General features: G+C 43.3%; 21 protein-coding genes. 5 read left to right on the forward strand and 16 right to left on the reverse strand.

The annotated features are described in order from the left end of the window. Positions 1 to 191: 191 nt before the first annotated feature. Together AC3IT7_RS08485 and AC3IT7_RS08490 are read right to left on the reverse strand one after the other, a co-directional pair. Positions 192 to 1286: a fatty acid desaturase family protein gene (locus AC3IT7_RS08485; protein ID WP_489248140.1), complete on the reverse strand. Its 1095-nt coding sequence runs from the start codon at positions 1284 to 1286 to the stop codon at positions 192 to 194. A gap of 14 nt (positions 1287 to 1300) precedes the next feature. After that, a complete protein-coding gene (locus tag AC3IT7_RS08490; protein WP_489248141.1) occupies positions 1301 to 2365 on the reverse strand; it encodes a flavin reductase family protein in 1065 nt (354 codons plus the stop codon). A 153-nt stretch (positions 2366 to 2518) separates the two neighbouring features. On the opposite strand from AC3IT7_RS08490, the gene fabR reads away from it, so the two are divergent. Further along, positions 2519 to 3199 carry an HTH-type transcriptional repressor FabR gene (gene fabR / locus AC3IT7_RS08495; protein ID WP_475655226.1) on the forward strand — a complete coding sequence of 227 codons (681 nt, stop codon included), beginning with the start codon at positions 2519 to 2521 and terminating at the stop codon, positions 3197 to 3199. Between the two features lie 41 nt (positions 3200 to 3240). Here fabR and AC3IT7_RS08500 read toward each other — a convergent pair whose 3' ends face one another. From AC3IT7_RS08500 to AC3IT7_RS08555, 12 genes are all read right to left on the reverse strand, one after another. Continuing rightward, positions 3241 to 4050, reverse strand: a complete 810-nt coding sequence (locus tag AC3IT7_RS08500) for an alpha/beta fold hydrolase (RefSeq protein WP_489248142.1) — start codon at positions 4048 to 4050, stop codon at positions 3241 to 3243. Positions 4051 to 4185: 135 nt separating this feature from the next. Beyond that, positions 4186 to 4452 (reverse strand): PAAR domain-containing protein, encoded by a 267-nt coding sequence (locus tag AC3IT7_RS08505; RefSeq protein WP_489248143.1) that lies wholly within the window; start codon positions 4450 to 4452, stop codon positions 4186 to 4188. Between the two features lie 144 nt (positions 4453 to 4596). After that, on the reverse strand, positions 4597 to 7434 hold the full coding sequence (gene rapA, locus AC3IT7_RS08510) for an RNA polymerase-associated protein RapA (protein WP_489248144.1): 2838 nt from the start codon (positions 7432 to 7434) through the stop codon (positions 4597 to 4599). 143 nt (positions 7435 to 7577) lie between these two features. Next, on the reverse strand, positions 7578 to 8222 hold the full coding sequence (locus AC3IT7_RS08515) for an RluA family pseudouridine synthase (RefSeq protein ID WP_489248145.1): 645 nt from the start codon (positions 8220 to 8222) through the stop codon (positions 7578 to 7580). A gap of 133 nt (positions 8223 to 8355) precedes the next feature. Further along, the gene (locus AC3IT7_RS08520; protein WP_489248146.1) at positions 8356 to 9063 is read right to left on the reverse strand and encodes a phosphopantetheine-binding protein; all 708 of its coding nucleotides are present in this window, start codon (positions 9061 to 9063) and stop codon (positions 8356 to 8358) included. Between the two features lie 135 nt (positions 9064 to 9198). Next, positions 9199 to 9753, reverse strand: coding sequence for a hypothetical protein (locus tag AC3IT7_RS08525; RefSeq protein ID WP_489248147.1), 555 nt, complete (start codon positions 9751 to 9753; stop codon positions 9199 to 9201). Positions 9754 to 9883: 130 nt separating this feature from the next. Further along, positions 9884 to 10360, reverse strand: a complete 477-nt coding sequence (locus AC3IT7_RS08530; RefSeq protein ID WP_489248148.1) for a hypothetical protein — start codon at positions 10358 to 10360, stop codon at positions 9884 to 9886. Between the two features lie 215 nt (positions 10361 to 10575). Next, a complete protein-coding gene (locus AC3IT7_RS08535) occupies positions 10576 to 10770 on the reverse strand; it encodes a hypothetical protein (RefSeq protein ID WP_489248149.1) in 195 nt (64 codons plus the stop codon). A gap of 213 nt (positions 10771 to 10983) precedes the next feature. Then, complete coding sequence (locus AC3IT7_RS08540) at positions 10984 to 11400, reverse strand: GlcG/HbpS family heme-binding protein (protein WP_489248150.1); 417 nt, start codon at positions 11398 to 11400, stop codon at positions 10984 to 10986. Between the two features lie 156 nt (positions 11401 to 11556). After that, the gene (gene hemL, locus AC3IT7_RS08545; protein ID WP_489248151.1) at positions 11557 to 12858 is read right to left on the reverse strand and encodes a glutamate-1-semialdehyde 2,1-aminomutase; all 1302 of its coding nucleotides are present in this window, start codon (positions 12856 to 12858) and stop codon (positions 11557 to 11559) included. 38 nt (positions 12859 to 12896) lie between these two features. Beyond that, complete coding sequence (gene thiE, locus AC3IT7_RS08550) at positions 12897 to 13517, reverse strand: thiamine phosphate synthase (RefSeq protein ID WP_489248152.1); 621 nt, start codon at positions 13515 to 13517, stop codon at positions 12897 to 12899. 796 nt (positions 13518 to 14313) lie between these two features. Then, positions 14314 to 14697 carry an Mpo1-like protein gene (locus AC3IT7_RS08555; RefSeq protein ID WP_489248153.1) on the reverse strand — a complete coding sequence of 128 codons (384 nt, stop codon included), beginning with the start codon at positions 14695 to 14697 and terminating at the stop codon, positions 14314 to 14316. A gap of 332 nt (positions 14698 to 15029) precedes the next feature. Between AC3IT7_RS08555 and AC3IT7_RS08560 the strand changes: the two genes are divergently transcribed. After that, positions 15030 to 16487, forward strand: coding sequence for a CYTH domain-containing protein (locus AC3IT7_RS08560; protein WP_489248154.1), 1458 nt, complete (start codon positions 15030 to 15032; stop codon positions 16485 to 16487). 139 nt (positions 16488 to 16626) lie between these two features. Beyond that, complete coding sequence (locus tag AC3IT7_RS08565) at positions 16627 to 18081, forward strand: CYTH and CHAD domain-containing protein (RefSeq protein WP_489248155.1); 1455 nt, start codon at positions 16627 to 16629, stop codon at positions 18079 to 18081. Positions 18082 to 18103: 22 nt separating this feature from the next. On the opposite strand, the gene AC3IT7_RS08570 is transcribed toward AC3IT7_RS08565, so the two are convergent. Next, a complete protein-coding gene (locus AC3IT7_RS08570; RefSeq protein WP_489249995.1) occupies positions 18104 to 18736 on the reverse strand; it encodes a hypothetical protein in 633 nt (210 codons plus the stop codon). Between the two features lie 112 nt (positions 18737 to 18848). On the opposite strand from AC3IT7_RS08570, the gene AC3IT7_RS08575 reads away from it, so the two are divergent. Together AC3IT7_RS08575 and AC3IT7_RS08580 are read left to right on the forward strand one after the other, a co-directional pair. Next, positions 18849 to 19250, forward strand: a complete 402-nt coding sequence (locus AC3IT7_RS08575; protein WP_004280011.1) for a DUF3144 domain-containing protein — start codon at positions 18849 to 18851, stop codon at positions 19248 to 19250. 118 nt (positions 19251 to 19368) lie between these two features. Then, entirely contained in the window at positions 19369 to 20433 is a 1065-nt protein-coding gene (locus AC3IT7_RS08580; RefSeq protein WP_489248156.1) for an amidohydrolase family protein, read from the forward strand. A 219-nt stretch (positions 20434 to 20652) separates the two neighbouring features. Here the strand turns inward: AC3IT7_RS08580 and AC3IT7_RS08585 are convergent, their stop codons facing one another. After that, positions 20653 to 23427: a M16 family metallopeptidase gene (locus AC3IT7_RS08585; RefSeq protein WP_489248157.1), complete on the reverse strand. Its 2775-nt coding sequence runs from the start codon at positions 23425 to 23427 to the stop codon at positions 20653 to 20655. Positions 23428 to 23541 lie beyond the last annotated feature (114 nt).

Here is a 23541-nt window from a genome sequence, read left to right on the forward strand (position 1 = left end):
ATGTCTGCTTTATCGCAGCAACATAATAGAAGTAGAAGTCTTGAGCAAGCATTTAAATACAAGATGCGCTGTCACTCAGTGATGTTGTTGCATCATATTTTATGACTGCATCATCAGGGCTTTTTTTCAACCTTAAGCTTGATTCATAAAAAAACCACCTTTGATCAGGTGGTTTTTGATGTTAAGAAATATTATTTCTTAAACGGGAAGGCATACTTCACAATACGTTTGATCACGCTACCATACTGTTTTACCAGACTGGCGTTGTTATAGTTCAGACCATATTTCTCACATACTGCTTGAACTTTTGGTGCCATTTGACGGTAGCGACGTGCAGGCACATCCGGGTACAGGTGATGTTCAATCTGGTGACTCAAATGCCCGGTCAAGATATGGAACGCTTCAGAACCAGTCAGGTTTGATGAACCACGAATCTGGCGCATATACCAGTGACCGCGACTTTCATCCTGCAATACCGATTTCGGGAACACTTCTACATCTTTGGTAAAGTGACCACAGAAAATAATACTAAAGGTCCAGATGTTACGCAGACCATTGGCCACCATATTACCGGTCAACACAGGCAAGGCTGCAGGACCCGCGATCAATGGAAAGAACACATAATCTTTAAACAATTGTTTGCCGATTTTGTTCTGCATTGGGCGCCATTCTTCTTTGGTCTGTTCTTTGCTTTTGCGACCTTTGAAATATTTACCCAGTTCAAGGTTCTGAATTGCAACACCCCACTGGAACAGCAAGCAGAACGGTACTGCATAAATCGGTTGCAATAAATAACCCGGTTTCCAGCGCTGTTCCGGGAACAAACGCAATAGACCATACCCGATATCATCATCCATACCCTTGATATTGGTATAAGTATGATGTTTAAAGTTATGCGTTTGACGCCAGTTATCCGACGTACCTACAATATCCCATTCATAGGTCTGGCCATTCATTTTAGGATCATTCATCCAGTCATATTGACCGTGCATGACATTGTGGCCAAGCTCCATGTTTTCCATGATTTTAGCAAAGCCTAACAGACCTGTGCCGAGTAACCATGCTGGCGGAAACCAGCCTGCAAACAAGAGCGCACGGCCGGCAATTGATGAATAACGGATGGTTGAATAGACACGACGGATATATTTCGCATCCTTTTCACCTAAGTCATCCAGCACTTCTTGCTTGATCGCATCAAGTTCACGTGCAAGTTCATCAAGTTCTGCTGCTGATAATTCACGGTTTTTAGGATTTTTAAAATATTGAAATTTTACTGGCATATTCATAGGATAAAACTCGCTTATAGGTCGATGACTAGATCAGTCTGCGCTGAATTAACACAAATTTTGAGCAGATTACCTGGCTCGGTATTTTGTGCGCCGTTGACCAAATTCTTGGTCGAACCTTCCACTTTATTGCAGGCGCATTTATTACAAATGCCCATACGGCAACCATGTGTCGGTTTGATATTTTGTTGTTCCAGACTCACCAGAATGGACTGGCCTTTTGGAATACTGACGATTTTTTTTGATTGGGTTAGCGTCACGTTAATAAAGCCGGTATCGCTTTGATCCGCCAAACTCATGCTAAAGGCTTCACCCTTAAACTCTTGTGCTGAAGCAAAAAGCTGTTCTGCAGTTGATACAAAACCTGAAGGGCCACAGCAATAGACCGTGCTATTTTCCAAATTTTGCAGATTGCTCAGATAAGTTTCATCCAGACGGGCTGCCGCAGGTTGTTCCTGCGTAGCATAGACATGGAATGAAAAATTTGCATGTTTCTGAGCAAGCTCTTCAAAACGTGCTTTAAATGCTGCATCCTGATCTTTTTTAACCCAGTACCACAGACTCACCGGAGCAGATAGTTCACCCTTTTTGCTCAGGCTTTCCAGCATGCTTAGCATAGGAGTAATTCCGCTCCCTGCTGCAAGCAGGAGCAGCGGACTTGCCTGCTTAGGCAAGGTCATATCACCATAAGGCTGACCAAATTCGATGATATCACCCACTTGTGCCTGCTCTGCAAACCAGGTGCTGACCTTACCGGCATTGACTTTTTTCACGGTCAATAACACATGCTGAGCATCTACCTGGGTCAAACTATAGCTACGTTCATAGCGGATTCCCTTAAGCACCACATAAACCGGGTGATGCTGGCCTGCTTCACCAAACTTAAATAAACGATTGACCTGAATTTTCAGACTCAGCATATCCTGTGCGGCATTTTCTTTATGCACAATCTTGCCCAATGGCTGATTCAACGACCATATCGGATTGAGTTTCTGAATCCAGAAATTAATCGCATGCTGATCAACAACACTATCAGACAGTGCATTCAACGGCGTTTTAAGTTTTTGGAGTACATGCATCGTTATCGACATCACCTTGAGGTTTTGAATTATTATACACATGTATATATATTTGTATATACGACTGTATTGTTTCTATTCATTTCACAAGCTTGACTGGCTCGGTTATAATAAAATGATTCATGCATGAACCTATTGATGAACGAGCCTTCAATGAAAATAAGCAGTGACGCGTCTTTATTACAATCGAAAAGCATTGATGAGCCGATTATCGTACGGAGTGTCGGTCGCAAGGCCACTATTACCAAAGAAGAGCTGTTTCAGGCAGCCCTAAACCTGATTGGCCCGCAAAAAAGTATTGCGTCCTTAAGCCTGCGCGAAGTCGCACGTGAGGCTGGCATTGCGCCAAACAGTTTCTATCGTCATTTTAAAGATATCGATGAACTGGCGATTGAGCTGATTGATCGTGCCGGGATTGTACTACGTCAGATTTTGCATGAAGCACGCTTAAAAGCCTCTCGCCAAAGCAGTATTATCCGGAGTTCGGTTGAAATTTTTATTGCCCAGCTCGATGCAGATGAAGGTAATTTAAGCCTGTTATTACGTGAAGGTTATACTGGCTCAAAATCGTATAAGCAGGCAGTAGAACGCCAGTTAAATTACTTTCAGCAGGAACTTCAGGACGATCTGATTCGTCTGGAACGCCTGAATAATAAAAAGTTATTACATGCCGATATTGCTGCCAAAGCCATTACCCAACTGGTATTTAATATGGGCGCCAATGTGATTGACATGCCGGCTGAAGACCGCCAGGAAATTGCCGAGCAGACCATGATCATGATCCGCATGATTCTGGAAGGTGCGCGCCATCTGGAAGATTCTCAGCTACGTTAAGCATGGGCGATAGAGCAAAAGAGACGGAAAAGTCTCTTTTTTTATGGCAATGATAATAAGACAAGTTGGGTTTTGACTGCTTCTGCGGTAGCTTCCGGATATTCAAGTGGGAACATATGCCCGCCTTCGACCACTGAATAATTCATCTGATAAATTTTTTGCATGCCTTGCGGCAAACCCTGCTGATAAAACTGGCTTTGCTGTGCAGTGATCAGATGAATCGGCACTTCAGGCGGGCGTCTTGGTGTACGCCACCACCATGCGGGCACAGTCCGGAAAATATCTGCTTCAACCTGTTTTGCAATGGTTAAAGTCACCCCGCCGCGCTCAGGATCTTGCCGAATGCCACTGTCAATGTAATCAGCAAAACATTGTTCATCGAAATTTTTAAACAGACGGTTAAATCGGAGTGCATCAACTGCGGCCTGTTTCGATGGCCAATGATCCTTGCGTTTTAATGTGACTCCGGCGGGTGTATAACGATCCAGGCTTTTCAGATTCAGCATTTTGATCAGTTCAAACATGGCACTGTTTTTGCCAATCACAAAGGGTGGATCCATAATCAATAGCTTGGAAAATAATTCTGGACGTCGATACGCCGCCATAAGAGTCACCAGACCACCGAAGGAATGTCCGAGACCAGTCACCTGCTGCTGAGGAAATTGCTGCTCGATATCGGCAATCACTTCATCGACCAGATAACGCCAGTCTCGCGTAATCGGATAGTGCGGATTCATGCCAATCAAGGGAATCGCTTTGACTTCATATTCGGACTGAAAACAGTCCAGAAACTTCTGATACGTTGCCGCAGGGATACCATTGGCATGGGTAAAATGCAGGGCTTGCTTCATTATTTTTTAAACGCAATGCGTATTCATCCTGAAATCATCGGACGAGCTTACAGCCCTGAAAAATGATGTGGCAGGGCAAAAATGCTCAAATGATGACCTTAAAGTCATTTCTTGCTATTTTTCAGATTTTAAAATTTATTTCTGCGCTACCGTCAAATGCTGCATCGGTAGAAATATCGCACCACAACTGGTCTGATCTCCTGCGATAACCACGGCGCGCCCCTTAACTGTAATTGAAGAATCGCTGGCAATGGCTATGACCATGCTTTGACATTTGGGACAATAATGCTTCATGCCGGTTAAATGCACGGCGATACCATTCATAAGCAAAGACGGCTCACTTTCGACCACAATCCCCCCGTGTGTGGTTTTGGCACCGAGACCAATAAAGGCTTTGGACATACTTTTTAGTTCTTGTTATTTAAGTAAGTCGATTTTAAACAGGGGGAAAATAACAGACCAGCATTCCCCGACCAAAAGAAGATAAAAGTAGAATTTTAGCCATTAAAAAAGCAGCCCGAAAGCTGCTTTTCTAAAAAATTGATCTTATGGTTTAACCACCACCATCACCTGAATGGCTTCTGGAGTCACAGATAAACCATCCAGCAGGCTGAGACCTTCTTTCTGCAACTTCTGTAAACGTGAAATTTCATCTTCACGGATACTTGGGTTGAACTGTTTCAGATAGGTCAAACGGTCAATTTCATATTGCCATTTATTGCCATACACTTCTTTGGCCTGCTGCTTGAAACTAGGCAATGCACTACGTGCCAGTTCAAGTGCTTGCTGATAACGTGCTTCAATCACATCACGACGTGCTTTGACTACCTGACGGCAGCTGTTGCCATCCAAATGATGCAGGTATGGTTTTAAAATTTCAGGTGCAATTTTTTGTGAAAGATCCTGCCCTTTCTCGCTCAATAACACACGCACCAATTGTTGCGGCAAGCTTGACGGCAAGTTCAATGCTTTCGGTGCGACAACATCAACCTTGAACCAGACTTCCAGCAATACCGAACCTTGTGGCAGTGCCGCAGATTTTAATACTGCCACATTGGTGCTGCCAAAGCCTTGGGTATTGATCATTTCCATCACGCTTTCAGTGAATGGATGTTCCAGGGTCAGGTATTGCGCATCTTCACGGATCTGTGCCTGATCGCGATAGAAAGTGGCAGTGATGCCTTCTTCATCCAGCGTCAAACCTTGAACCTGCATTTGATCTGTTGGCTTGATGATCACGGTACCATTACTTTGCTCATCAAAATCAATATTCGTGGACGCCATAAAGCGTTTCATGAAAATCGGCAAAGTGGTGTTGTCATCATAGTCTTCAAGCGCGTTGACAATTTCCTGTGCGACTACTGGACGGCAAGAGTTGTACTCCAACAGACGGTCACGACCTTCCTGCAATTCAGCTTCCAGCGCTTCACGTTGCACGCTGACTTCTTCCAGCAGGTCTTCAAAGGCTTGACCTTTGTCTGCCAGTAGACAGTCTTTCAAGCGAACAATAAAGTTTTCCTGCAAGGTTTGTGCAGTTGGAGAAATATTGCTGAAAATATTCAAGGCTTCGTTATACCAGCGGAACATGCGCTCTTGTGCAGTTCCCACCAGATAAGGCACATGAATCTGAATCCGGTTTTCCTGACCGATACGATCCAGACGACCGATACGCTGTTCCAGCACGTCAGGATTGGCAGGAAGATCGAATAAAATCAGATCAGAGGCAAACTGGAAGTTACGCCCTTCCGAACCAATTTCCGAGCAGAGCAAAATCTGTGCACCATACGCATCTTCAGCAAAATACGCCGCAGCCTGGTCGCGCTCCAGCAGGCTCATGCCTTCATGGAACATCGCAGTACGGATACCGGCATGTAGACGCAGTACATTTTCCAGTGCTTCAACCACTGGCCCGCTACGTGCAATCAGTAAGACTTTCTTGTGTTTGAGATCGGTACGTAAACGCTCCATCAGCCACATCACGCGCGGATCAGTTTCCATCCATGCGCCATCGAGCTGCGCCTCTTCAGGCCACATCTGTTCACGCAGTTTGCCATCTTTTGACCAGTTTTCTGGTGCTGGCAATGGTGCCGGCTGACAGTCCCGCCCCGGGAAACCTTGAATGGCTTCACGTGTGTTACGGAACAGGATACGACCTGTACCATGACGGTCCAAAAGTTCGTGAATGGCACGGAAACGCTGTTCAGGATGATCTTCAATCGCATGACCCAACAAGGCCTCAATCGCGGTCAAATGTTCTGCTTCAAGTGGCAGGTCTGACATCAACACTTCTGCAATTTTAGCGGTATGCTGATATTGCGCTTCTTCATCGAGGAAACGATCCAGCGAGTTAAAGCGCTGCGGATCGAGCAGACGCAGGCGTGCAAAATGACTTTCTACACCGAGCTGTTCTGGGGTTGCGGTCAATAACAATACGCCTGGCGTATGTTCAGCCAGTTCTTCGACCAGATCATAGCGGTCATTACCACCGTCTTCTTCGCTCCACATCAGGTGATGTGCTTCATCGACCACCAGCAAGTCAAAACCGGCTTCAAGCGCCTGTTCACGCAAATCTTCATGGTCAATCATCAAATCGACAGAGGCAATGATTTTTTGCTCGGTCAGGAACGGATTCTGTTCAGGATCATGTTCTTTGATTGATGCAGTACGGGTCAAGTCAAATAACGAGAATTCAAGATTGAAACGACGGCGCATTTCGATCATCCACTGATATTGCAGTGAATCTGGCACCAGAATCAGGATACGTTCAGAACGGCCAGTTTTCAGCTGTTGATGGATGATCAGACCCGCTTCGATGGTTTTACCCAGACCCACTTCATCGGCCAGCAATACACGCGGTGCAAAACGCTGACCCACTTCATGGGCAATATATAACTGGTGTGGAATCAGGCCAACACGTGAACCGACCAAACCACGCAGTGGACTGCTTTGCATATTGGCCTGCATCAGCAGTGCTTCAATACGCAGGTCATACCATTCTTTATAATCGACCTGACTGGCCAATAGACGGTCTAAAGGCTTGGACAGCTGGATGGTGGCACCAATACGGGTTTCATTCAGCGATTTACGCTCTTCAGTTCCATCTTCCAGGGTACGGCGCACGTGATAACGCACTACACCATGACGGTCTTCAACGGATTCTACAATCCACTTGGTGCCTTCCTGATCTTGCAGTTCATCTTTCACATTAAATACGATACGAGATAAGGGTGCATTGCTGCGTGCATAGACGCGGGTTTCGTCGCTTTTCGGGAATAAAATGCTAACCGACCGCTCATCAACATCAATAAGAACGCCTAAGCCGAGTTCTGTTTCAGTATCTGATAACCAACGTTGACCAATAGCAAATTGCTGCAATTTTTCCACCTTTATCTTAAGTACAAGATTATGAATATCAGGCTCAATCACGAAACGTCATTGGAGCAAAATTCCACACCTTCAAGCAATGTATTTTGACATAAAGCTCACTAAAAAGTGAGCATAATTCACGCCGATTAAAGAAGTATTTCCTAGAACGGCGCCGGACAATAAAATTTCACCAGCTGCTCCGTTTGCGGATGATAAAAACTCAAACGCTCTGCATGCAGGCATAAGCGTGGCATCAACTGTTGTTGTTCAGCTGTGGCATATAGCGTATCGCCGATAATCGGATATCCCAGATATTGCATATGTACACGTAGCTGATGCGAACGGCCGGTAATGGGTGTCAGTTTCACCCGGGTCACAGGCTGTCCCTGAAGATTAAAATGTTCGATTGCCTGCCAATGCGTGATGGCCGGCTTGTTATGTGCGGGATCTGCGATATGTAAGGGCGGACGGCTTGGGTCATATACCACTGGCACCTCAATCGTGCCTTCACCTTCGAGTGTACCGGCAACTACAGCCTGATAGGTTTTATCGGTCTGGCGTTCCTGAAACTGGCGGGAAATGGTTTTTTGACCCCATTTGCTTAGACCAAACACTAGAATGCCGGAAGTATCACGATCCAGTCGATGAATGAGTAAGGTTTTTGGTTCTATTTTTACTAATCGGCTGATCAGGCAATCTTGTAAATCTTCTGTTTTACCGGGAACTGTGAGTAAACCTGCAGGTTTGTGGATGACCATAAAATCGTCATCACGATGTATCAGATGTTCGGTTAGAAAATTACTCAAAGTTCAATCCCAGGCTGATCGCGAAAAACAAGGCGGCAATGATAGAAAGCTTAGCCAATAATTACAATGCGCTTTTATGTAAATGCTGATGAAATTTCCGATTTAGCTCATAAAAATGCCCAATTGAAGCGCATCAATCGGAGGATTGTAAAATGAAGCTTGCCAATTCATGTAAAGATGAATGCTGTAGTATATCTTCATAGCGGATATTGGCACCATGCGCACGCCATACACCGACCAGACTCACTACGGCTACGGAGTCCAATCCATATTTTTTTAAGTCGACATAGGGATCAATTTCCAAAGCATCCATATCCAGCTGTTCAGCGACTGCCAGCATAATACCTTTGCTCGATAGGACATAGTCCGAGGGTGCACTTAAATCCCACAACCGGGTCAGACTATAAGTATTTAAATGATGTACCCCTTGTCCCGAGATATTTTCAATCCATTGAATATGCTGTTCCTGACTGGCTAATAAAATTGCGTCATCGACCACGCCAATTTGATCCGTCACACTCATCAGATGGGGCAAGATTTGCTTGAGCATAGGTGTAACCTGCCCTGCAAAAAGCAATTGTGGATGGGTAGAGGCATATTCACCGAGTTGCTGCATACCCTGTATCAAATCATCACCATACAAATCAAGAATTGGAATATCCAGTGCTTTGGCTTTATTAGTCAATTGAATCAAATTCACCATGAGTTCACTTTCTGCTATGCCCTGTTGCACACGCAAATTTTGTAATCCAACCAAGACTAAAACCGATTGGTTCGATGCAAGCTGCCATTTGGCTTGTGAGGGAGAAAGCTGGATTTTTTTGGGGATGGGATACAGCATGGGAGGCTCTTATAAATACAAAATAGCATGATGATTCATGCTACTTTAGTTTAGCATCGATTTGAAAAACACTTTGATTTCACAGACGCTTATTGTTCTAATTTCGTATAACCGCCATTATATTAAATGGTTGAGTTAAATCCATCCGCCAGTAATGAAATCTCCTGAATCATATCCAACAGAATACCCAATCTTTCTCTCTGGATAAGCGGTTTTATAATGATTGATTGACGTTTGTGCCAGTTTAAGAGCATAAGCTAAGAACAAAGGATATTCAGCATAATTATCTAGTTCCGTTTCATCTGCTAAATCTTCAATAGATCGTAAAATTTTAGACCTAAAAGCTCCTTGCTCAGGATAATATGTTTTGGCTTCAGACATCCAATCTAGGTTATCTTCTTCTGCAATATATTGATCTGATACTGCAAAATATAGATACCCATTATCAGAAAGACCAAACCAAAACCCTTGCTCAATAAAGGGAGCAGTTTCTTTTTCTAAAGTATCAATTATATGGGTCGTTAAACTTTTAACTTCAGTTGTGTAATCTAATTCTTTGAATAGATCCCAACTTTTGTTTGGCTGCATTTCATAGCAATGATTAATAATGATGGTCATGAAATTATCAATATCTGGATCATTTTTATGAAGATCAATTTCTTTAAAGATTTTTACAAAGTCAAATGACATAAACAGCCTACATTTCCCAAGATTTTAATAAGTTAGATATTTTTTAGATTGTATAAAATTAACATAATACGAGTCATACAAAGCGTGAGTCAATTTCCTACGCTTTTTGCTTCGTGTAACAGCCCTTATGTTAAACATTTGCAGATATTAGATCATTGTTTCCACAAATGAATACTGCTTGAGAGCAGTCATCTAAGCTATCCATTAAAATTTCATTTGTTCTTCTTTTATGAAAACTAAGAGTGGCATTACTTCCAAATTCACTTTCTAAAACAGATGATAAAATTATAGTGCACTCATCATCCCTTAGCTGATTCCATAAGTTTTGAACTAATTTAACTAATGCGAATCCGATGTTGATTATTTCATTCATTTCATACTGTTGATTATCCACGTAATCCTCGATATGAATCTTATTATTGGAGGCTTCAAACCCTGTTAGATTTCCGTAAACATCAGCTATGGCTTCGTAATTCACCTGTTCTAACCGATCTTTGTAAAAATTAAAGACAATAGCATCCGAATCCTCATAAAAGCCTTCTAGTATCATAAGTTCTAAAATTGAGGGAAGCTGGACATCATGTCTGGATAGAAAGAATGCATCCATTTGGGAACTTAGAAGTATCACTTTTACACCTGGAATATTTTTGCTGTTATTAAAATTAGATTTTTAGTATTTCTAAAATTAACATAATACACGTTATATGAAGTTCTAAAAACGAGTTTATTATACTGATTTTTATATATTTTTAAATTTTAAAACCTAGACCAGTGTCTAGGCTTTTTGATTTCGTACAACAACCATTATATTAAATAGAGGAGTTACTCTGTTGAGTTTTTACAGTTTAGTAGCATACATTTTCCGTCAATTTTACCAACTAAGCTTATAGGTTTAGATGTTTCTCCATCATCAAAAGATATCTCAACTAATAAGTTTTGATCCTCGAAAGATTCTAATTCTTTAATTAATTGTTTGATGCTTTTACCCTGTATTACCCACTCTGGCTGTTTAGGCATATTACTCCCAGCTATTAAATATCTCTAAAATCAACATAATACACCTTATACGAAATGCTTTTGATTTCCTTTTTAAATCATAGCTTTATTACATATAGGAAAGCCCAATCATTAGCGATTGGGCTTTTTAGTTGATATTTCACGTTCCACGCTTCATTTTGGTACAACTTTGAATGAGTTTATTGAGTTGAGCTAATCAATTTTTTTCTTGAATTAACTTTGCTGCGCCAAAAACTTCTCAATCGTCACCTGAGCAATCTCTGCATCTTCAAAAGACTTCACCCCAGAAACCCCCATCGCACCGACCAACTGTCCTTGATACAGAATCGGCTCGCCGCCTTCCAGCATGCCTGAAAATGATTCCATGGTCAGAAAGCCCATTTGGCCGCCTTTGATAATATCTTCAAACAGTTTGGATGGACAACGACTCATGGCAGAACATTTGGCTTTTTCAATGGCCAGATTTGCAGTCATCGGTGCTGCACCATCCATGCGTTTCATCGCAAGCAAATTACCGGTTTCATCTACAACTGCAATGCTGACATTAAAGCTATTCTGCATCGCATATTGATGTGCTTCATTTAATAAAAATTCTGCATCACTTAAAGTCAAATAATGTTTGGTTTGCATTTTGATCTCAAATTAACTGAAGCCTCCCTCTCCTTTTAGGAGAGGGTTAGGAAGAGGTACGATCTTTATTTACAACTTTGAAAACCCTCTCCTGAGCGAATATTTAAAGCATTACTTTTAAAATGAGGCACAAGTGAGGATTAAGGAGAGGTCAAATTAACCTTTCATCTCAGCAAAAGTTTCTTTTGCTGCTTGAATGGTGTAGGCAATATCTTCATCAGAATGTGCAGCCGAAATAAAGCCAGCTTCAAATGCAGAAGGTGCAAGGTTTACCCCACGGGTTAGCATGCCATGGAAGAATTTACGGAAAGCATCGACATCGCATTTCAGCATCGAGTCGAAACTGGTAATGTCTTCCTGATCGGTAAAGTACAGACCAAACATACCGCCGACTTGTTGGGTTTCGAACGGAATACCTGCTTCATCTGCTGCTGCTTGTAAACCTTCAAGAAGTTTTGATAACTGCGCAGATAAGTTTTCATAAAAACCTTCAGCACGTAGATGCTTAAACATCTCGATTCCGGCACGCATTGCCAATGGATTACCCGACAATGTGCCAGCTTGATAAACTTTACCAAGTGGCGCGATGCATTCCATCACTTCACGTTTACCACCGAAAGCACCGACTGGCAGACCTGCACCGATGATTTTACCCAAAGTGGTCAAATCCGGAGTTACCCCATAATGAGCCTGCGCGCCACCAAGACCAACACGGAAACCGGTCATCACTTCATCAATAATGAAAACTGAACCATGCTCATCACAAACATCACGAATCGCTTGCAGGAAACCGTCAATCGGTTTCACCAGGTTCATGTTGCCTGCCACAGGTTCCACAATCACGCCGGCAATGTCCGAGCCAAACTTGGCAAAGCATTCTTTTAAAGTGGCAATGTCATTGTATGGCAGGGTTAAGGTATGTTTGGCAAAATCAGCTGGCACACCCGCAGATGTTGCTTCACCTTCACCACTGGTCAACAAGCCTGAACCGGCTTTTACCAATAATGAATCTGAGTGACCGTGGTAACAGCCTTCAAATTTTACAATCTTGTCACGGCCGGTATAACCACGTGCCAGACGGATCGCGGTCATGGTGGCTTCTGTACCCGAGTTGGTCATACGCACCAATTCAATTGAAGGCATGATTTCGCAAATAATATCGGCCAGTGTGGTTTCATGAACTGTAGGCGCACCAAAGCTCAAACCATCTACAGCCGCATCCTGAACCGCTTTAATAATCGCAGGATGGGCATGACCCAGAATCATCGGCCCCCATGAGCCGACATAATCCACATAACGCTTGCCATCGACATCATACAGATATGCACCCTGTGCTCTCTCGATAAATACTGGCGTACCACCGACCCCATTAAATGCGCGCACAGGTGAATTGACACCACCTGGAATATGTTTATTGGCTTGTTTGAACAATTGTTCTTGCTTTGGAGATAAGCTCATGAAGGCACTCGACTCAAAATTAAATCAATCAAAAAATTTTATGCTGTAGCTTGAAAAAGCGCAGACCATTCATCTAAACGTTCAGGAATGGCATTCATCGGAAGTCCCAATATATCACTAATCACGGCACAATAATCCGCACCTGACTCAATGACTTCTTTGGAATTTTCAACTGTTAAACCACCAATCGCACAAATCGGCACCTGCAGTTGCTGTTTTGCCAGTTTTAAGGTTTCCAGGCCAATATTACCGGCTTCAGGTTTGCTGTCAGTGGCGTAAATTGCACCAAATGCCACATAGTTGGCGCCATCAGCAATCGCCTGTTCAGCCAGCTCAAGCGAATTATTACAGCTTCGACCAATCAAGACATTCTTAGGCAAGCGTGCAACAGCATCGACAATAGAGCCATCATCCTGACCTAAATGCACACCAACACCGTATTTAACTGCCATTTCAAGATCGTCATTAATCACAAAAGGCACCGCATATTCAGCACACATGGCTTTCATATACTCGATTTCGTAAATCTGATCTTGTTTGGCGACTTTTTTACGGCGATATTGCAGAACCGCCACACCGCCATTGGCCATTGCGCCTTCCAGTTTCGCCAGTAAAAGCTCTAAAGGATCATCATTGGTAATTAAATATAAACCGCGCATCTTGCTCGCCATTTCCTAGAATGGCTCTATTATAGGCATAACTCCGCCAGATTTCCGCAGTGCGCCTGTTTCTAAAACCGGGAATCAATAGATTTGAGGTTTTTTAAAGCAATTTGTCAATGAGAGATTAAATATCACCATTTTCAGGGATATACCGACTATAAAATATACGTTTTAATCGCTTTATAACAAAAATTATAAAGTGTTAATGCTTACGCCCTCCGACAAACGCTTTTAGGATTTTGCAGATAACTTGGTGGAGAAGTTGCAAAATTCTAAGAGCGGTTTTTTTTGCCTTTATATTTTCACTCTCGTTAAGCGCATTCAAAATCAGGTTCTAACAGACTAAAAATACCCAATTTCAGGGATAGCCCAATTTGCCTGAAGAGACTTAAATAGCTTTAGACACAGACAATAATCAGAAAAATAAATAACTGTGTTGGTAACACCCAATCCTTTCTAGTTTTGAGTCATCCGTTCATGGGGAAACGTTTCAAAGCTAGGAAGGATTATCTTTTTATGCATAATCTGCATGACTTCTTCTATAAATATTTACGCAATAATGACAATGAAGTCAGCTCATTATTTTTAAATAATAGGGACATAAAAAAAGCCCGGAGAAGGTCGCTCCAGGCTTGGAAAACTTTTTTATTCAGCAAAATATAATTTTCGTTCAAATTTTATTGAAGCCGAACAAGTCATAACACAATTAATAGAATAATAAATCGGGACTTGCAAGTCTTTTATCGAAATATCATGTGCGATGCAGACACAATCCGATGAAAGTGGTCCTTGCCTAACTTGGAATCTTGTCGTATTTGCGCTCAACCAGACTGAGATTGCCGCGCAGAACATCTGCGAACATACGCCAGTCCGAGATAAAGCTATACACAGGCTGTTTGAAGCTGGCCGGTTTATTTCGTTCAAAGATAAAATGGCCAATCCAGGCACAGGCATAACCCGAGAGCAAACCATAAGCAAAATATCGCGGTTTGCCCTGACGAATGGCTTTGGCAAAACAATATAGACCGATACTACTGCCTGCGACATGTAAACGACGACTGACAATATGCCGATGTTCGGTCAAATAGAAACGGTAAAACTCATGGTAATTGGCAATTGGCATCTGAGGCTGAACCGCGTCCACACTGCTATTCTCTGGCTGTACTTGTATATTCATTTCTCATCATCCTGATGGTTTCTTTTACCTTAGCGTATATTTTAGCCAATTAACAGCCTGTTGATTGGCCCGAAAAAGCTTAAATATTTTCAGGCCAAGCCTTGAGTGTTCTAGCTTTACAGCACTTTGAACAGATCAAAGCCAATATTTAAATAGTTGTTCGATATTTTTATATGCAGGTCAAGTCTTACATGCATTTTGATTTTGGTTACAATCTGCTGCGCACAAATCTAAAAATATAATTACGGCTTTGTCTGCCGAATTTTCAGCATCTCATTAAAGCGAAAAATGTCAGTGCATGATCCGTGTACTGAACTGATAGGAAAATCATTATGGTTGAAGTTGAACTCAAGTTCCAAATTCCTGCGGCACGACGCACTGCACTGCTCAAGGCACTTGATCCCAAAAAATCTCAACAGATCCAGCTTCAAGCCAAATATTATGATACTGCCGACCGTCAGCTGGCCCGGCATGGCGTTGCACTGCGTCAGCGTCTGGAAGGCACGTGCTGGGTTCAAACCCTGAAAGCTGCCGGAAAAAGTCATATCGAACGCTTTGAGCATAATCATGATCTGGGGGAATTAACTGAATCTCCTGAACTGGATGTAGAGATTTATAAAAACTTCCCAGAAGCACAGGCGATTCTGAAGCATGCGCTTGGCAATCAGTTTGATCAGTTACAATTACAGTTCGAAACCGATATTGCCCGCACCCTGCGTGTAATCGAATATCAAGATACCCAGATTGAAGTCAGTCTGGATATTGGACAGATTCGTACCAAAGATGCCGAACAGGAAGTGCATGAAGTCGAATTCGAGCTTAAAAATGGTTCAATTCAAAATTTACTGGCATTCAGCTTTGAATGGGTTAAGAAGTATCAACTGTGGCTGGATGTACGCAGCAAGGCGGAAATAGGCAATTTACTGGCCACATCACAGTGCGTTAGCGCTGCGACCCTTGCCAAAGAATTCCAGATCAGTAAAAAAGACAGCGCCCGTAAAACCCTGTGCAACCTGATTGCACAGCAGATGCAGCATTTGTTGCCAAATATCGCAGCGATTTCAGCTCAGGTTGCAGAGCAGCAACATATTCAGCAAGCTCAACTGGCACTGGAGCAGCTGTATCTCACTTTGCTGCTGTTTAAAGACTGGCATCCGCAGCTTTCGGATAAATGGGCACATCAGATGGCTGCCTTCAAGCAGCAGTTCGAGCATCTGCAACATTTGCAGCATATGCAAAATACCCTGGCCGGTTTCCTGAAAAATCCGACCACGGCGGAAAATCTGAGTAAAGATATCCTGTATGCTCAGGAAAAACTGGGCAATCTGGTCAAATCCACCCAGAATGTGCATCATTATCTGGAATTACTGACTTTTAGTTTAACGGAAGATGAACAAGCCGGTCTGGATTTAAAAACTGCGGCACAAACGACGCTGCAACAGCAGTATAAAGCACTGCAAGAACAGATGAACCAGACGGAAATTAACAATTTTGAAAGTCTGGATCAATTGGCAAGCCGGATTCAGGAACTAAAATTCAGCTTCCCGATTTTAACCACAATCTATGATGTCAAAAACTTGCAGAAATACAGTAAAGCACTGAATGATGCGCAACTGGCAGCCAGTGAATATCAGACTCTGGCCTCTTCTGCGCTGTATATTCAGCAGACTGAACTGGAAGCCAGTGACTGGTTTGTGCTGGGCTGGCTGACTGCCAAGCAGGAAGTCTATGCCCAGAGACTGCTTGAGGCGACAGAACAGTTCCTGGTCAGCCGTAAATTCCTGAAATAAAGATACTGAAATAAATCTCACAACAAATACTCCAAGCACGCCTTTTCTAGCGTGCTTTTTGTTGCAGAAGCACATCACACCACTGCTGATCTTTGGGCTATATTAATCTATAAAACCAACATCGCGGAGGAATGACCCGATGGCAGAAATAGAACTCAAATTCCAGATCCCGCCCCAGTCACGTGCGCAATTTGAACAGGATATTCAGAAGCTTCAGCCGACCCGGCATCGCTTATGTGCACGCTATTTCGATACTGAAGCGCAGCAGTTACAACAACATCAAATCGCCTTGCGACAACGTCTGGAAGACCAGCAGTGGATGCAAACCCTGAAAGCACCTACCGAACAGCAGTTTGAACGCTTTGAACTTGAGCATGAATTAAAAAGCCCGCCAGAACATTGTGATTTTCAGTTATACCGCAAACATAAACCGGCAAAAAAAATCCTGAAACAGGCGCTTGGTGATCTGGACACCCCGCTGATGCTGCAATTTGAAACAGATGTTGCCCGTTATGTCCTGAATGAAACCCACCTCAACAGCAAGATTGAAATTGCCTTTGATGTCGGCGAAATTCGTCATGACGATCAAGCCATCGACATTTATGAAGTTGAATTTGAGCTTAAATCCGGTGAATTAAACGAATTGATTGCTTTCATTCAGCCGTGGGTTCAGCGTTATGCCTTATGGCTGGATACGCGGAGCAAATCGGAACGCGGTTATGCCTTACTGCATACTGAAGAAAGTCTGCCGGTTCAGCATCAGCTGCCATTAGAACTTGAACAGCACGATCAGGTCAGCACGATTTTGCAAAAAATTGTTGCCAACTGCCTGGCCCACCTTTTTCCAAATGCGACCGCAATTGCTGCTGATCATTACAATAGTGATCATGTACATCAGGCACGTGTCGCAATCCGGCGCTTACGCAGTGCCTTTAAAATTTTCCAGTCCGCGACTGAACATGTACAGCCAGAATGGCCAGAACAGCTACGAGATATTTTCCAGCAACTGGGTTCTACCCGAGATCGCGATGCTCTCGCAGAAAGCCTGATTCCGCAACTGGAAAAAGCCGGCTCACCTTTACTGAAGCTGCCACCCCATCGTCAAAAACAGCCAGATATTAGTGCACTGTTCAGAAGTCCGGCCACCGTAGACCTGATCCTGCAACTGCTCAGTTTTAGTCAGGACAAAATGGATCACAACGCCAAGTCTTCGCATAAAATCTTGTCTAAAGGTTTGAGCAAATTACATCGTCAAATTTGCCAGGATGCCGAGAACTATCAGGAACTGGATATTGAATCGCGACATCGCACGCGCAAACGGGTTAAACGCTTACGCTATAATGTAGAGTTTTTACAAAGCCTGTTTCCTGAAAAAGAAGTGAAAGCTTATCTGAAAGCGCTCAAACCCTTACAGGAAAGCCTGGGGCATTATAACGATCTGTTTGTGGCAGATGAACTGTTTAGACCCTATGTCAAGCAAAATGCTAAAGCATGGTTTGTACTGGGCTGGCTGACTGCCGAGCAGCAGCGTTTATCTGCCGAAGCGGCTGTTCGCCTACAGGAGTTCGCTGAAAATACCAAACCATTCTGGTGAAAAATGGCCTGATCAAGCAGCATTAGCGATATTTACCAAACACTTTCCAGGTATGGTTATCGGCCAGCGGGTCATTATAACTGTCGCTACGTTGCTTACGTGGTTTATCACGAGCATCGATCAGTTCAAAGTGTGGCTCGACACTCAGCACGATACCATTCACATAAAAACGTGTGCGTGTATATTCACTTTGTCCATGCTGAAACACATAAGTGCGCAGATCAACAAATTCACGGTGTGCAACCAGTGCTGCGGTATCGTCACTGTCGAGCCAGTGTCGCATGGCTGCAACCTGCTCAGCTTCGAATTGCCCGCATTTTTCAATCAGGCTAGCGACACCACGAAAAGTTTTAGATTCTTTGGCCCGGGTTTTATTGACCCTGATTCGATCCACATGAAAATAAAATAGTGGCAGGTTTAAATGACTGGGCAGATGAATAGCATCTGGTATTTCATCTTCCATAAAAGGCTGAAACAGATCCTGTGCCCTTTCAATCAGACCAAGCCACTGGGTATAGTATTCCTCGACCTGCGATTTGCTTCCATAATAAATCGGCAGACCTTCAACATTGGCCAGATTTGCCGGTGGCCAGATATTCTGGCGCAATAAGGCAATATCACTTTTCAGGCTTTGTACTGCAATGGCATCCTGCATGGCATTCACTTTTATATGCTTAGGCTATTTTTAGATTAAGGCAAAGGTTTAGTTTCTGCAAGGCTTTGCCTATAATTAGGCATTAAGATTTTATGATGGTCAGGAAAAATTCATGGTTCAAAAGATTGAAGCAACCGATGTAACCGAAGAAGAAGCGTTAAATGCAGCATTCTTTGAACGCGCTGATGAATTTATTCAACAAGCCAACGAATTTTGCCGTGTAGAAAAAGGCTCGCAGGAAAAGCCAAGCGACAAGCGTGGCCAAGTCAGCGCAGCGATGTTATTTGGTACTGCCCGTTTCAATACCTGGGTTGCAGCCAATAATTTTAAAGATGGCAACGAAATGCGTGATGCCAAAGATCAGGTAATGTCTTACATCCTGCAGCAGTTCCAAATGATGCTGGAAGATAACTATGACGAATACTGTGAACAGTTCGAAAACTATTTACGTTTCCGTCACAATGAAGAGTTTCACGCCAACAAGCATAACCATGATCACAAGCACGATCATTGATAAAAACAGGAAAAGCCCCGCGGGGCTTTTTTTATTTGCTGTAATTTAAAATATTGACTTTAAACTGATTTTAGCTCTATATAAATTGAACAATAAATAAACTAAAACAAGGCATCTTATGCAGCAGCTTCCCTTTCCAATCATTGACCCGCATATTCACCAATGGGATCCGTATAACACGCCACATGCGGCAGCATTTGCTGTAAAACTGTTTGGCAAATATCCCAAACTGCTGGACAAAATGGTGCGGCTGCTTAAACCTAAAGATGTGATTGAAACCATTGGCTTGACTCAGCACCTGACCGCCCCTTATCTGCCTGCAAATTACCGGAAAGATCTTGGGCATTACCAAGTTGAGCAAGTGGTGCATGTCGAAGCCAGCTGGCATGATCAGAAAGGTACAGGCGTGGTAGATGAAACGCATTTTATCGCCGGACTTCCTTTTGATCAGCACAATATCCAGCTTGGTGGGATTGTTGCCACGGCGGATCCGCGGCAGAAGAACTTTAAGCAACTGATTCAACTGCACCGGGAAGCTTCTCCAAAATTTCGCGGCATCCGTAAAATGGCTGCGGTACATCCAGACAAAGGGGTTCATGCCTGGACAGATGAGCCACATCTTTATCGTAATAAAAACTTCCTGACAGGATTTGAGGAGCTGGCCAAGCAGGATTTAAGTTTTGATGCCTGGGTCTATTCGACCCAGATTGCGGATGTAACTGCCCTGGCCAAAGCCTTTCCGGACACACCCATCGTACTGGATCACCTCGGTACGCCTGCTGGCTTATTTGGTAAAGTCGGTAAGGCTACAGGCAAGACCGAACGAGATCGTGCCCAGATATTTTCAGGTTGGAAAGATCAACTGGCGGAACTGTCCGAATGCGGCAATGTATCGACTAAAATGTCTGGCCTGTTTATGCCGGTATTGGGACATGATTTTCATCAGCAGAAAAGGTTGGCAAATAAAGAGGAATTATTGGAAGGTGCTACGCCCCTGATCCAGCATGCCTTAGCCTGCTTTGGTTCTGAACGCGTGATGTTTGCATCCAACTTTCCCATGGACAGTGTCAGCAGTTCACTCATCAATATCATTGATGCCTTTAGTGATATTGTCCAGGACTATGATGAAAATGCCTTAAAGCCGATCTTTTATGAAAATGCTAAAGCGTTTTATCAATTATAAGAAGCGCCTGAATCCTTAAAAAAAGCAGGAAAATACATATGCTTTGGGAGGAAATAAGCACAAGTCCCTGATCGGATAAGCTTTTCTATCCCCAGTGCTGTTCAACCTGAAATTTTAGGTGGAATCCTGTTTAGCAGAAAAGTGGCTTAAATCAGAGCTTATAATCATCAGAACTAAAAAGTCCCCCTTAAAGGAGGACTTTTTTAATGTAGAGCAATTCTATGATTTTTTCACTTCTTTGCCATACTGATCGGCCATCACTTCAATCAGCTGATCCAGCTTGATATATTTTTTAATCATCGCATCAATATCAGCTTTACTCAGTTTAGCAATCGCCTGATCACGTTTTTCCCGGTAAACCAGATTACGGTCTTTTTCCAGTTGAGGAATCAACATACTGTGAATAAGGCGATCATCCTCCAGAACATTGACACGTTTTTTCAAAATACTGGCTTTGGCCGCTTCTACTTCCTGTTCAGTTACACCACGTGCTAGCAGCTGATTAAGTACCTGATGCACTGTTTGAGAGACCTGTGCAGATTTACCCGCAGTATAATTGGCACTAATCATCAAGGCACCGACATCTTCCCATTTATCGAGTTGCACATCTGCACTAAAACCATAGACCAGTGCATTTTTCTCGCGTAGCTCTTGTGCCAGTCGTGACGACAGCTGTGAATCGCCCAGAATATGTCGGAATACCTGCAATGCAGGTGCATCGGCATGATCGGCACCGACCGGCATGCTCATAAATGCCTGATAACTGCCAAACTCACGTTGCTCAGACAAGGCATGAATTTTCTGGGCCGGATAGCTTCGATATTCCGATTTCAGACGTTCATAAGGCTGGGGAGCTTTCCAGTCTGCAAAACTATTTTTCAGCATTTTTTGCATGGATTTTGGCTGAAACTCACCAGTTACTGCGATTTGGGCATGATGCGTTTTCACGAACTGCTGATATAAAGCGACCACTTGCTCACGAGTGGCTGCTTTAAACTGCTGGGTGGCCAGCTCAGGTTCAAAATGGAAACGAATATCACCGGGCTGGTACACTTCGATGGTGCGCGCCATGGCGAGACTCGACACCGTATCTGGCTCGGTATAAGGGCGATCCAGACTGGACAAGGTCTGGCCCTTGATCAAATCAAACTGGCTTTGCTCAAATGCGGGCTTTTTCAGTACATCGACCACGTACTGAAAAAATTCTGCAAATTTCTCTTTTTTGGCACTGATCTGTATGCTCAGACCATTGCCGGATGCACTGGCAGTCGCTGAACCACCGACCTCAATAATCTTGTCGGCAATCTGCTGCAAGCTTTGGCTTTCCGATGAGCGCAGCATTAAATATGCGGTCAGATCCAGAATCTCGCCTTTATTCATCAGACTTTGAGCAGTCCCGAAATCCAGAGAAATCGTGGCATAAACTTTGTCGTCGCGGGTGCTGGTTGGGAACAGCGCGTATTTAATGCCATTTTTTAACTTGCCACGCTGGATCTGCTTATCCTTGGCATACAGATACTGCTTGGATTGCGCTACATACTGTTTTACTTCGGCCTGATAGACACTGACATCTTTGAGTGGTTCTTCTAGCTCAGCCTGTTGATCGAGTGTTTTTTTCGGGACTTCAGTCTGGGTAAGTTCCTGTGCTGCTTTTTTCTGATCTTCCGGTGTTGGTAAAATATTGCCGGAAATACGATGCTCAGGTTTTAAAAAGCTCTTATAGACCTGATTGACCTGACTCACATTCAGGTTTTGAATCGCGTTCAGATCTTTAAAGTACTGGCTCCAGTCACCCGAATAAGCCACGGCATAATCGCTTAAACGTGAACCTAAGGCAGTCGCGCTATTTTTAATATTGTCAGCCTGATTTCGGGTCAAATTTTTGACTCGGTTTAATTCAGCCTCGGTAAATGGCTGGCTCTGTTCCACCCCTTGAATTAAGCCCTGTTCCACTGTTTTTGCCTGATGATTGGGGGCATAGATTGCACCCATAAACACCAGATTAAAGTCTTTATCTAACCAGGTACTGGATTGCACCATGGTCGATTTTCCACTTTCCACCATGCTCTGATATAAGTGCCCGCTGGGTTGCAAAGTATAAAGCGTCGGCGAGACAGCCAAAGCCGTCTTGACCTTTTCATCCGGGCCATTCAGATAAATATTGAATTTGGCCAGATCACTGCCCTTTTGTACGGTAAATTCACGCTGTTGAATCTGCTCGGGTTTTAAAGCTGGAACTTTCACTTGCGCCGGTACACTGCGTGACTGAATCGGGCTGAAATGGGTATCAATCTGCTTTAATACTTCTGTCTTATCAAACTTACCTGAAATCACCATAAAGGCATTATTCGGCGCATACCAGCTACGGTAAAACTGATTCAATTCCTGCATATTGATGGATTGCAGCTCGTTCAGATCCCCAATCGGTAACCGGCCCAGATACTGATTGCCATACGCCGACTTGAAGATCTGATCCATGAGTACTGAAAATGGCTGATCCAGACGGATTTCACGTTCGCGTTTTACAATATCAATTTCTGTCGGTACATATTTTTCCTGCAGAACCAGTTGATCCATACGCTCCGCTTCAAGAAAAATCACTTCATTGAGCGCAGTTTTTTCAGGACGAATGACATTGGTATATTTGGTAGAATAATAATCAGTACTGGCATTGGTCATTAAGGTATATTGATCGAGCCGACGCTGAAACTCGTCACCTTTGACATTTTCAGTACCTTTAAAAGCCAGATGTTCCAGCAGATGTGCCAGTCCACCCTTGCCCTGAGGATCATTCAGTGAACCGGTCAAGTACACTGTATTCATAAAAATTTTATTTTCTTTATCATTGGGTGCCAGGATAATTCGCAACCCATTATCAAGACGATATTCTTCTATATTTTGTTCAGTTTTCACTAAAACAGGTTGTGCAAAACTCAGCGCACTACAACCAGACAACAAAATAGCCAGGCTTAAATTTTTATAACATACCAACATTATTCATCCAAATTCTAAATGTAAATTTTTATCCGCGTTCATTCTAGAGAATGATTCTTATTCTGAATAGTCTTTTCCAAGCGGAATCCTTAAAATAACATGCCGCCTTTCCTG

The sequence above is a fragment of the Acinetobacter sp. KH_038 genome (assembly GCF_057839405.1).